This window comes from Vibrio sp. D173a (assembly GCF_030248475.1).
Window position 1 is genome coordinate 1 of record NZ_JAHGAH010000215.1, and the last position, 11,895, is coordinate 11,895.

The following is an 11,895-nucleotide window of genomic DNA, read 5'->3' on the forward strand; positions in this document are numbered from 1 at the left end:
TCGATTGAGCTTTACGGATTAATTGTCCTAATTGAACAAAAAAGATCCGTATATTTCTTGACACACCTCTCACTGCTGCATAGAATTTTGCGTCCCTAACTGCCAACCGCTGTTAGGGATACAAGAGACAGGCATATAGCGCCCTTTTTGATATCTGTAGTTTGCTGCGCTTACATTGCGCCTTCAAAACCCATTTGACGCCACGCTTCAAACGCAATGATAGCAACAGCGTTAGATAGGTTTAGGCTACGAGCGTCTGGCATCATTGGAATACGGATACGTTGCTCCATTGGCAGGCTATCAATTACGTCTGTTGGCAGGCCACGTGTTTCTGGACCAAACATCAAAACATCGCCTTCTTGGTATTTTGCATCGACGTGATGACCTGTGGTCTTTGTCGTACATGCAAACAGGCGGTAGTTGCCTTGTTTCTCTTTCTCTAAGTATTCCAAGAATGCTTGATAATCTTTATGACGCGTCACGCGAGCCAAATCGTGGTAATCCAAACCTGCGCGGCGGACTTTCTTCTCTTCTAGATCAAAACCGAGTGGCTCAATCAGGTGGAGATTCGCACCACAGTTAGCACACAGGCGAATGATGTTGCCGGTGTTCGGCGCGATTTCTGGTTCGTATAGAGCGATATCAAACATGGTATTGAATTAGATTGGTCAAAACAGGCGAGCAGTATATACCCAAGTCACCATGAGAAGCGAGATTCAGCACAATGACTGGGTATAGAAGAGAGCATTTCGGTGAACCTTGTCGCCCGCTCGAGAAAGAGAGTTAACCTAATGCGCGAGCATAGCTCTCTTCTACCGCTCGCCAGTTGACCACATTCCACCATGCGTCGATGTATTCAGGACGACGGTTTTGGTAGCTGATGTAGTAAGCGTGCTCCCATACATCCAATGCTAGGATAGGCTCACCTTGTTGGACGGCTACATCCATTAATGGGTTGTCTTGGTTGCTGGTGGAGGTAATGTGAATCTCACTATCTTTTACGATTAGCCAAGCGAAGCCAGAGCCAAAAGTATTGATAGCTGCTTGTGCGAACTCGTCTTTGAATGTCTGGAAATTGCCAAACTTATCGTTGATGGCTTGTGCTAGAGCACCTTGAGGTTCACCGCCACCATTGGGTGACATGCAGTTCCAGTAAATGATGTGGTTGTAATAGCCGCCACCGTTGTTGCGAATTGCCGGGCTGTGTCGAGAAATGCAAGCGAAGATGTCATCGAGGGTCTGAGTCTCGAGATCACTGCCTTGAATGGCAGCCATAAATTTATCGTAATAAGTCTTATGATGTTTGCTGTAGTGAACTTCCATGGTTTTCGCATCGATGTACGGCTCTAACGCGTCGTAGCGGTATGGAAGCTCTGGGAAAATATGCGCCATTGTAAATCCTCCTAAATGGAGGATTTACTTTAATGTTAATGAAAATCATTATCAACTTTGATCTTTGTGGGGTTATTTGCCCGCGCCGATCAATGGCAGGGTGATGGTGACACGTAAACCATCCAATGGACTGCGACTTGCGATGATCACGCCACTGTGCTGGCGGATAGCACTTTCGGTAATGGTTAAGCCTAAGCCTGTGCCTCCTGAGTGGCGATCGCGCGCGGTCGATACCCGATAGAAAGGACGGAAAATCGCTTCCAGCTCTTCTTCAGGAACGCCTTCACCATTGTCATCGACCACAATGCTGAGAGTGTCAAATGAATCCTGAATGTCGATCTTCACTTCGTCTTTACCATAGTAAATCGCGTTGCGGATGATGTTCTCTACCGCGCTCATCAACAGTTTAGGGTTCCCCGAGATACTGCGATCAGGCAAGGCAGAGTAGCTGAGGCTTTTACCCATTTGTTCGGCTTCGAACTGCGCGTCTTTGATGATCTCTTCCCACAGACTGGCAATTGGCTGAGTCTCACGCGTCATATGACTGTTTACTTGCATACGTGATAGTTCAAGCAGTTCAGCAATCATCTGTTCTAAACGCTGAGCTTCGGTATCAATGCGAGTTAGCTCTGGGCTTTCACCTTGCTTACGAGTTGCTAAAGCACTTGCCATGCGCAGACGAGTCAGAGGTGATCGCAGCTCATGTGAGATATCTGAAAGTAAACGTTGCTGACCAGAAATCATCTGATTCACCGCTTCAACCATTTGGTTAAAGCTGGTACCCGCTTGGCGAAACTCCGTTGTGCCTTTTTCTAGGTTCGGGTCGATAACAAACTCACCTTTGGCCACACGCTGTGCCGCGGTTTCCAATCTTCGAGCTGGTTGGCTCAATGCCCATGCTAACCATAACAATAGTGGTGTACTTACCAACATGACGGCGAGGAGCAATTGCAATGGGTGGTCAAACAGACGCAGCATGATCGGTGGTGGTTCATTCCATTTAAAGCCGACGTACATCAACAGGTCAGAATTGGCGATGTTGATCGGCACAGGGCCTGCAATCATGTAGCGACCGTAGAGTTTTTGTTTCGGCTGTGATTGATCTTCAATGCTGGTGACAAAGTTTTGCAGTGCACGAAGCTTAAAGTCTTTGTGGCTCGAGGTGCTCAGCACATTCCCTTCGTGATCGGAAAAGAAGATGCGCGGACGCGGATCATGCTTGCTGCGTCGTTGTCCTTCAAGGCTAAATAAGATTTTGCCGAGGTTATCTTGGTTGCGATACTTCTTCTCAATACCGTCACGTATTTCAAGCATACGTTGATAATGCTCTTTTGGAATGTCGCGCGCTTTCCGTGGATCAAGATGAGGTAGTGACAGCACAGCCATCAGAACCAAAAACATGGTGAACCAGAAGATGGCAAAGATGCGTCCATACAAGCTGTTTATCTTCGGTAGTTTGAAGCGTGGTGCTCGCATTAATCCTCCTCAATCAACATGTAGCCGCGCCCTCGTAGGGTTTTAATGCGTGGCTTACCGTTACTCTGATCTGGCAGTTTCTTCCGTAGGTTGGACACGTGCATATCGATCGCGCGGTCAAAGGCTGCAAGGCGCTTGCCAAGTACATCGAGACTCAGTGCTTCTTTGGTCAACACTTGCCCTGGGTTTTGCACAAAGTGGGTTAGAAGGGCGAACTCTGTGGTGGTTAAGTCCATTAAAGCATTGTCGCAATAGGCTTCTTGCTTACCCGGGTAGAGTTTGATTTCTTGGTACTCAATGTAGTCGCTGTTTTTGCTGCTCTTTTGAGTGCTGCTGGTACGACGCAAAATCGCACGGATGCGTGCCAGCAATTCGCGGTCACTAAATGGTTTAGGTAGGTAATCATCGGCGCCAAGCTCTAGGCCGATAACGCGGTCTATCTCTTCGCCTTTCGCCGTTAGCATAAGGACTGGCGTTTCCCAGTTTTCTCGCAGGCGCTTTAGAGTTTCCATTCCATTGAGTTTCGGCATCATGACGTCGAGCAAGATAAGATCGATCTCGCTATTTATCGCTGCTAGGCCAGCTTCGCCATCATTTGCTTCCGTGACGTCAAAACCTTCAAAGCCCAGCACTTCTTTCAGTAGGCTGGTTAGTTCGGTGTCGTCATCAATCAAAAGAATCTTCGCCATTTCAGTTCCTGTTTATCAATCTGGTCGCTTTAATATTACATGCTAATGATGAGCAAAGATGAGTGTAAAAAGCACTCTTTACGATTCTTTACGCTCTCTATACGTCGCTTTACCTAGCAGGTCGTATTCTACACTCAAGCGCTGTGAGAACAGCTCAGAAGAATCACTAACCTGTGTAAGGAATCTCATTATGAAAACTGCAAAGAAATTAGTACTAGCGGCTGTTGTTCTACCTCTAACTTTAGGTACAGCGAGTGCATTCGCATTCGGCGGTAAAGACCACAAAGGTGGCCATGGAGACTGCGGTAAAGGTATGGATCGTGGCATTATGCGTCAACTAGACCTAACGGATGCACAAAAAGACCAACTAAAAGAAATGCGTCAAGCGAACAAAGCGGCAATGAAAGCGAAATTCGCGGATGGTAAAGAAGCACGTATGGCTGAGCGTCAAGCGCACCACGAAAAGGTTCAAGCACTGCTATTGGCTGATAACTTTGATGAAGCCGCAGCGAATGACCTAGCGAAAGAGATGGTTGAGAAACAGACAGAACGACGCGTTGCGATGCTAGAGAAGAAGCACCAAATGCTGAGTGTTCTGACTCCTGAGCAAAAAACAAAATACGTTGAGCTACAGAAAGAACGTCATCAAGAGTGTGGTGAGAAGTTCAAAAAGCTTACTAAGAAGCACCATGAAAGCTAATTGCTAATAAATCAAATGAAAGAGGTAGCCAGAGTGCTGCCTCTTTTTGCTCTCGGCGATTTCATACTCATTACATGATTCTCAAGGTATACTCAAAACAAGGTTTGAGTTAACTATTTGATTATGAAACAGCAATACGCACGTTTAGTCACGACGGCTGCTTGGACGGCTACTATTGTCGCGACACTTCTTTTGATTGTTAAAGTCATCACTTGGTGGGTCACTGGCTCGGTCAGTCTACTTGCATCCTTAATCGACTCGATGCTGGATATCGCGGCATCGGTAGTAAACCTTATTGTGGTGCGCTATTCCTTACAACCTGCCGACAGAGAGCATACATTTGGTCACGGTAAAGCAGAGTCTTTAGCGGCCTTGGCGCAAGCCATGTTTATCTCGGGTTCTGCCGTGTTCTTGATTCTTAATGGTATCGAACGCTTCTTCCGTCCACATGAACTCAATGCCCCAGAGCTCGGTGTTTACGTCTCTCTATTCGCTATGGTGGTGACCTTTGGACTTGTGATGTTCCAAAAGCATGTGGTGCGTGTTACGGGCAGTCAGGCGATCGCCGCCGACTCACTGCATTACCAAACTGACTTATATATGAATGGCGCCATAATGGTGGCATTGGGGCTAAGCTACTTTGGTGTCACTCAAGCCGATGCTGTTTTCGCGATTGGTATTGGTATCTTTATTTTGTACAGCGCTTTCAAGATGGTCAGCGAAGCGATTCAGACCTTGTTAGACAGAAAATTGCCTGATGAAGAACTAGAACAAATCCGCTCAGAGTGCTTGAAAGTGAAAGGGGTATTAGGTGTGCATCAGTTGCGTACGCGTATGTCTGGTCCAACGCGTTTTATCCAGTTACACCTAGAATTAGATGACAATTTACGTTTGATCGAAGCACATCATATTGCCGATAAAGTAGAAGACAATTTGCTGGCTCTTTTCCCTGAGGCGGACGTATTGATCCACCAAGATCCATTGTCGGTTGTGTTTGGGCCAGAGAAAGAGCAGAAGGCGCAAGATTGGTAGCGGTCGAAAAATCAGACGGTGTCTGACGACAAACAGGCGCTTATTGGCTATCTTTCCATCACTACTTATTAAGAATCGTGATCCTGATGTGAATCAACGAAGTTGCAAAGAGAAACTGTAATACTCTTACATAAGTAGAAAAGTTACATAAAAAAGTGTGTTTTCATTGGTATTCCTGTAGAGGAAATGTAACATAACGCACAGTTCTGGATTATGCAGGTTGCTTGGTAACAAGGGGCCTAGAAGAAAATTAAATAAATTGATTGCCAAAGATCGAGGGTGAGCATGATTAAGAAGATCGGTGTTTTAACAAGTGGCGGTGACGCACCTGGTATGAACGCTGCAGTACGCGGCGTAGTTCGTACAGCACTATCTGAGGGATTGGAAGTTTACGGTGTTTACGATGGCTACCTAGGTCTATACGAAGGCCGCATCGAGAAGCTAGATCGTTCTAGCGTTTCAGATGTGATCAACAAAGGTGGTACATTCCTAGGCTCTGCTCGCTTCCCTGAATTTAAGGAAGTGGAAGTACGCGAACAAGCGATTGAGAACCTGAAAAAACACGGTATCGATGCACTAGTTGTTATCGGTGGTGACGGTTCTTACATGGGTGCTAAGAAGCTGACTGAAATGGGTTACCCATGTATCGGTCTACCAGGCACAATCGATAACGACATCGCAGGTACAGATTACACAATCGGTTACCTAACAGCGCTAAACACAGTTATCGATGCAATCGACCGTCTACGCGACACGTCTTCTTCTCACCAGCGTATTTCTATCGTAGAAATCATGGGTCGTCACTGTGGTGACCTGACTCTGATGTCTGCAATCGCAGGTGGCTGTGAGTACATCATTACTCCAGAAACTGGTCTAGATAAAGAGAAGCTAATCAGCAACATCCAAGATGGCATCTCGAAAGGTAAGAAACACGCAATCATCGCGCTAACTGAACTGATGATGGATGCAAACGAACTAGCGAAAGAGATTGAGGCGGCGACTGGTCGTGAAACTCGCGCAACGGTTCTTGGTCACATCCAGCGTGGTGGTCGTCCAACAGCATTCGACCGTGTTTTAGCATCTCGCATGGGTAACTACGCCGTTCACCTACTAATGGAAGGCCACGGCGGCCGTTGTGTTGGTATCGTGAAAGAGCAACTGGTTCACCACGACATCATCGATGCAATCGAGAACATGAAGCGTCCAGTACGCAACGACCTATACCAAGTTGCTGAAGAGCTATTCTAAGCCAGTTTGATAAAGTCAAAATCAAAAAAAACCGCGGTCATCCGCGGTTTTTTATTATCTAACATTCAGTTAGGTTGGCGTTTCTGGATTAAGAACCTGATGGTTCAGTTAATGCTAAGCGACGCTCACGTAGAGCGAACAGATAACCCAGTAATCCACCCAGTATGTTGCCCAGTGCAATACCAATAAATAAACCTTCGATGCTGTACAGTTGGCTGCCAATCCATGCCGCAGGCAAAGTGAAGACAAATAAGCGCATAAAGCTCCATTGGAAGGCTCGCAGCGGTTTGTGCATCGCGTTATAGCCACTGACTAACATCATCACAATGCCTTGGAAACCATAGCTAAATGGCACGACTAAAAGGTAATGCCACAGCAAGTCTTTTACTGCCGTTTCTTGGGAGAACAGCGCGGCGAGAGGAATACTGAGAGGCACCATCATCAAGAAGATAAAGCCTTGAAACACCACCGCAAAGCGCATACTGATGAACCAGCCTGCGAATGCTCTTGCAGGGTTATTGGCACCAAAGTTTTGCGCCATAAACGGGGTGAGTGCAGAGGTAAGGGACATCAGCACCAGAATCAAAATTGACTCAATACGCTGCGCCGCGCCATAAGCGGCCACCGCTGCGGTACCGTGACTGGAAAGTATCATCATCAGAATTGCCCCAGATAGTGGCGTCATGGCATTCGATAGGGCGGCGGGTGTGCCTATCTTAAGTGTTTGCTGCCAGTCTTGTTTGATGAGCGACCATTGCGGTGCGGCAAGCAGTTTTTCGCGTTTGATCAATACATAGAAAGAACCGCATAACGCACCAAACCAACTGAATGCACTAGCAATCGCGGCGCCTTGAATGCCGAGCTCAGGGAAAGGGCCATAGCCAAAGATCAGTAAAGGGTCGAGAATGCCGTTAATCAGCCCTGCGAGCATCATGATCTTCGCAGGAGTTTTGGTGTCACCTGTGGCTCGAATGGCACTGTTGCCCGCCATTGGAATCACTAACAGAGGAATGGTCAAATACCAAACCTGCATATACTGCTCAATCAGTGGGATGGAGTCTTCTTTTGCGCCTAGGAAGCTAAACAAAGGTTCGATAGTAAAGAAGCCCAATGTCGAAGCGATAGTGACTAGAGCAACGGCAAGTAGTAAGCCATGACTGGTAAAACGAGCGGCTTGGGAAGACTGCCCTTGGCCAAGCAAGCGGCCGATATTGGTCGACAGACCCATCCCAATCCCCATGGTGATGCAGTTCACTGCAAAGGTCACTGGGAAGGTATAACTGATCGCCGCCAGCGCTTCGGTACCCAATAGCGAGATGAAAAAGGTATCGACCAAGTTAAACATCAAAATCGCGATCATGCCCATCGTCATCGGGATGGTCATTTTGCGTAATGTGTCGGGAATGGGCGCGGTCAGCAAACCATGTTTGTCTTGGGCCTGATTGTCCGGCTTGTTCTTTTCCAGCATTTTTGACGTCTATCTGGTGAGGGAAGTGCAAGGATACAAGAAAGCCGTTGCCTCGGCGAGTGAGCATTTCGCGCGCAAACCGTTGCTTGGCTGCTGGTTATTTTAACTAAGTCACAAAAAATTCACGTCTACCCCTTGGGATCGCTGGGTTTGCCCCTTATATACAGATCACGTGCCCCAGAGCGGGCAATTATCAAATAAACATGGAAACTTTCAGGAGAGACGACCGATGAACATTCGTCCATTACATGACCGAGTTATCGTAGAACGTAAAGAAGTTGAATCAAAGTCAGCGGGTGGCATCGTTCTAACTGGTTCTGCTGCGGAAAAATCGACACGTGGTGTTGTTCTAGCTGTAGGTAAAGGCCGCATCCTAGAAAACGGCACAGTGCTACCATTGGACGTTAAAGTTGGTGATACCGTTATCTTCGCTGAAGGCTACGGCACTAAGACTGAAAAAATCGACGGTAAAGAAGTGCTAGTAATGTCTGAAAACGACATCATGGCGATCGTTGAGTAATAGCAATCATTGAGTAATTTTTTGCTCAGATTCAAAAACGAAATCGAAAACAGAATTTAGAAAGGAAATCAAAGATGGCTGCTAAAGACGTTAAATTTGGTAATGACGCACGAGTTAAAATGCTAGAAGGCGTAAACGTTCTAGCTGACGCAGTAAAAGTAACACTGGGTCCTAAAGGTCGTAACGTAGTTCTAGACAAATCTTTTGGTGCACCAACGATCACTAAAGATGGTGTATCAGTAGCGCGTGAAATTGAACTGGAAGACAAATTCCAGAACATGGGCGCACAAATGGTTAAAGAAGTTGCGTCTAAAGCAAACGACGCAGCGGGTGACGGTACAACAACAGCAACCGTACTAGCGCAAGCAATCGTAAACGAAGGTCTAAAAGCAGTTGCAGCGGGTATGAACCCAATGGACCTTAAGCGCGGTATCGACAAAGCAGTTATCGCAGCGGTTGAGCAACTAAAAGAGCTATCTGTTGAGTGTAACGACACTAAAGCAATCGCACAGGTTGGTACTATCTCTGCGAACTCTGACTCAAGCGTAGGTAACATCATTGCTGAAGCAATGGAAAAAGTTGGCCGCGACGGTGTTATCACTGTTGAAGAAGGTCAAGCACTACAAGATGAGCTAGACGTAGTAGAAGGTATGCAGTTCGACCGCGGTTACCTATCTCCTTACTTCATCAACAACCAAGAAGCAGGCAGCGTTGAGCTAGAAAACCCATTCATCCTTCTGATCGATAAGAAAGTATCGAACATCCGTGAACTTCTTCCAGCACTAGAAGCAGTAGCAAAAGCATCTCGCCCACTACTGATCATCGCTGAAGACGTAGAAGGTGAAGCACTAGCAACACTAGTTGTGAACAACATGCGTGGCATCGTTAAAGTAGCAGCAGTAAAAGCACCTGGTTTCGGTGACCGTCGTAAAGCAATGCTACAAGACATCGCTATCCTAACGGGCGGTATCGTGATTTCTGAAGAAGTAGGTCTAGAGCTAGAAAAAGTAGCACTAGAAGACCTAGGTCAAGCGAAGCGCGTTGCAATCACAAAAGAAAACACAACCATCATCGATGGCATGGGTGAAGAAGCAATGATCCAAGGTCGTGTTGCTCAAATCCGTCAGCAAATCGAAGATGCAACTTCAGACTACGACAAAGAGAAACTACAAGAGCGCGTTGCTAAGCTAGCAGGCGGTGTTGCAGTAATCAAAGTTGGTGCAGCAACTGAAGTTGAAATGAAAGAGAAGAAAGACCGCGTAGAAGACGCGCTACACGCGACTCGTGCAGCGGTTGAAGAAGGCGTTGTTGCTGGTGGTGGTGTTGCGCTGATCCGTGCGGCATCTAAGATTGTTGACCTAGAAGGCGACAACGAAGAGCAAAACGTTGGTATCCGCGTTGCACTACGTGCAATGGAAGCACCAATCCGTCAAATCACGAAGAACGCAGGTGACGAAGAGTCAGTAGTAGCGAACAATGTGAAAGCGGGTGAAGGTTCTTACGGCTACAACGCAGCAACAGGCGAATACGGCGACATGCTAGAGATGGGTATCCTAGATCCAACTAAAGTAACTCGTAGCGCACTACAATTCGCAGCATCAGTAGCAGGTCTAATGATCACAACTGAAGCGATGGTTACTGACCTACCACAAAAAGACGGCGCAGGTATGCCTGACATGGGTGGTATGGGCGGTATGGGTGGTATGGGCGGCATGATGTAATCATCAGACCCAAAATATAATCCAATAAAAACAAAGAGTTAGGTTGTGGTGTGACACGTTTTGTAGAACGGAATGTATCACGTTTTATATCTCGAAATACAGTCTAATTTATGACTGATTGAAGTCTATCTAGCTTGCCCCTCAGAGGCTACTGAGTTTAACCACTTGGTAGCCTCAACTACCTTAAAAGCCGTCATCCTCATCAGTAGGATCAAGGTCAGCCACAGGCATATCATAAGGAACGTGCTTAGGGTTCTCTCTCCAAAACTGGTCAACAAATGCTTTTAGGTTATCGGGGTTATCAGCTTTGAGAGCCTGTTTTAAGATTGCCTCTAAAAGCTCTTTATCCTTCTCTGTGAGCGTTTCTCTATCCTCATAACTACCGATACTACTTTCTTCTTTAATGGCTGCTCTACAGGCTGCTAGGAAAGGAAAACCTATAGGACTTTGAGCTATACCGCTTCTGCTATTAAAAAAGCCTTTATCTTTATACTCCTTAACCTCTTTACGCCAGTTGCTGACGGTTGATGTGGCTAGACCTAAACGCTCGGAGGTTTGCTTAATGCTCAAAGTTGGCTCTGTGGTCTGTAGAGACAAGAACTCTAACCATTGCTGCTCTGTGCGTTGATTGGCTGTAAGTGATAGTGCGTGATGCTCTGTATTGATAGAAAGGTAACGCTCTACTGAGACCCCTTGTGTGTGTACTGTGACCTTTATTTGCTTGTAACGTTTCCCTTTACTCTGCTTGAAGATATAAGAATACGCATTGTATCTGTGGAAACCATCAACAATTATGTACTGTTTGGGGTTACTAGGGTCTTCAACTACCTCTATGTTTGGCAAGCGTAGTCTAGGGTTATCCGTAAGGGCTTTGATGATAGCTTTGATGTGGTTCTTAGATGCTTGGGCTTGGCTTACCTTTTCTCCGTGTGTAGCCCCCTCAGTCTCTCTGATTTGGTATCGTTTATCTTCTCCGTTGATTAAGCTTATAGTGATACGTCTAGTCTCTGTTGTCTTGTTCAAGTGGTCTGTAGTCCCTTTAGCAGTTATTAGAAGTCAGGGATATACACCAATGTAGGGGTAAACACAAGGTGTATACCTTAATGTCACCTCAAATAATGACCTTAAAGCCTTACTACATAAGGGTTTGTTGCGTCAGGTTCAATTGATTTGGAGGTAGTTAAAGTTGGCTATTTGACTACGAATTAAGACCTCGCCTAGTGACTTCCAAGCGGTAATAACCACTACAAATAATCACCATCAAGACACATAACCTCAAGGGTTAACCAAGTGGTACAGTCACCACAAACACTAACAATACCTTGAGGTTCTTTTAGGGACGACCCTAGGGGGGGAGGGTGCGGGGTGCAGACACTGCTTAACGATTGCGTCGTCCCATTACTTACACAAAATATGTGTTTTAAAAAAGTTGAAATTTTATGCGTATTCTTCTAGCTCTTCATCAGGCACTAGGTGACTCCAGCAAACCTCACAAAGAGACCATAAATCAATGGTTTTACCTTTGTTTTTGTGACCGCATTCACCGCATTTGCAGACTTCAAGAATACCAACTGAGTTAGTCATTTATTCAATCCTTTTTAGCTTTTATTTATCGTGGGATTGCAGCGTACGCCAGCTTATGCGTATTT

At 46.2% G+C, this 11,895-nt stretch carries 12 protein-coding genes; 5 read left to right on the forward strand and 7 right to left on the reverse strand.

Annotated features, from left to right (window positions below):
* Positions 1-170: 170 nt before the first annotated feature.
* The 4 genes from trmL to KIV40_RS20275 all read right to left on the reverse strand — a co-directional run bounded on the left by trmL (position 171) and on the right by KIV40_RS20275 (position 3,557).
* Positions 171-650: a tRNA (uridine(34)/cytosine(34)/5-carboxymethylaminomethyluridine(34)-2'-O)-methyltransferase TrmL gene (trmL, locus tag KIV40_RS20260; protein WP_105068832.1), complete on the reverse strand. Its 480-nt coding sequence runs from the start codon at positions 648-650 to the stop codon at positions 171-173.
* 133 nt (positions 651-783) lie between these two features.
* Positions 784-1,392, reverse strand: coding sequence for a superoxide dismutase (locus tag KIV40_RS20265; RefSeq protein WP_012126506.1), 609 nt, complete (start codon positions 1,390-1,392; stop codon positions 784-786).
* Positions 1,393-1,464: 72 nt separating this feature from the next.
* Positions 1,465-2,868: an envelope stress sensor histidine kinase CpxA gene (cpxA, locus tag KIV40_RS20270; protein ID WP_228176103.1), complete on the reverse strand. Its 1,404-nt coding sequence runs from the start codon at positions 2,866-2,868 to the stop codon at positions 1,465-1,467.
* A complete protein-coding gene (locus KIV40_RS20275) occupies positions 2,868-3,557 on the reverse strand; it encodes a response regulator (RefSeq protein ID WP_285350996.1) in 690 nt (229 codons plus the stop codon). The genes cpxA and KIV40_RS20275 overlap by 1 nt, the downstream gene beginning before the upstream one ends.
* A gap of 190 nt (positions 3,558-3,747) precedes the next feature.
* On the opposite strand from KIV40_RS20275, the gene KIV40_RS20280 reads away from it, so the two are divergent.
* From KIV40_RS20280 to pfkA, 3 genes are all read left to right on the forward strand, one after another.
* Positions 3,748-4,257: a CpxP family protein gene (locus KIV40_RS20280; protein ID WP_005530907.1), complete on the forward strand. Its 510-nt coding sequence runs from the start codon at positions 3,748-3,750 to the stop codon at positions 4,255-4,257.
* 123 nt (positions 4,258-4,380) lie between these two features.
* Complete coding sequence (gene fieF, locus KIV40_RS20285) at positions 4,381-5,289, forward strand: CDF family cation-efflux transporter FieF (RefSeq protein ID WP_045370297.1); 909 nt, start codon at positions 4,381-4,383, stop codon at positions 5,287-5,289.
* Positions 5,290-5,574: 285 nt separating this feature from the next.
* On the forward strand, positions 5,575-6,537 hold the full coding sequence (gene pfkA / locus KIV40_RS20290) for a 6-phosphofructokinase (RefSeq protein WP_005425040.1): 963 nt from the start codon (positions 5,575-5,577) through the stop codon (positions 6,535-6,537).
* A gap of 88 nt (positions 6,538-6,625) precedes the next feature.
* Here the strand turns inward: pfkA and KIV40_RS20295 are convergent, their stop codons facing one another.
* Positions 6,626-8,005: an MATE family efflux transporter gene (locus KIV40_RS20295; RefSeq protein ID WP_103412608.1), complete on the reverse strand. Its 1,380-nt coding sequence runs from the start codon at positions 8,003-8,005 to the stop codon at positions 6,626-6,628.
* A 229-nt stretch (positions 8,006-8,234) separates the two neighbouring features.
* On the opposite strand from KIV40_RS20295, the gene KIV40_RS20300 reads away from it, so the two are divergent.
* Together KIV40_RS20300 and groL are read left to right on the forward strand one after the other, a co-directional pair.
* Positions 8,235-8,525 carry a co-chaperone GroES gene (locus KIV40_RS20300; protein WP_005381516.1) on the forward strand — a complete coding sequence of 97 codons (291 nt, stop codon included), beginning with the start codon at positions 8,235-8,237 and terminating at the stop codon, positions 8,523-8,525.
* A gap of 74 nt (positions 8,526-8,599) precedes the next feature.
* Positions 8,600-10,246, forward strand: coding sequence for a chaperonin GroEL (gene groL, locus KIV40_RS20305; protein WP_005425042.1), 1,647 nt, complete (start codon positions 8,600-8,602; stop codon positions 10,244-10,246).
* 183 nt (positions 10,247-10,429) lie between these two features.
* Here the strand turns inward: groL and KIV40_RS20310 are convergent, their stop codons facing one another.
* A complete protein-coding gene (locus tag KIV40_RS20310; protein WP_285350999.1) occupies positions 10,430-11,269 on the reverse strand; it encodes a hypothetical protein in 840 nt (279 codons plus the stop codon).
* A gap of 414 nt (positions 11,270-11,683) precedes the next feature.
* A complete protein-coding gene (locus KIV40_RS20315; RefSeq protein ID WP_285351000.1) occupies positions 11,684-11,830 on the reverse strand; it encodes a hypothetical protein in 147 nt (48 codons plus the stop codon).
* Positions 11,831-11,895 lie beyond the last annotated feature (65 nt).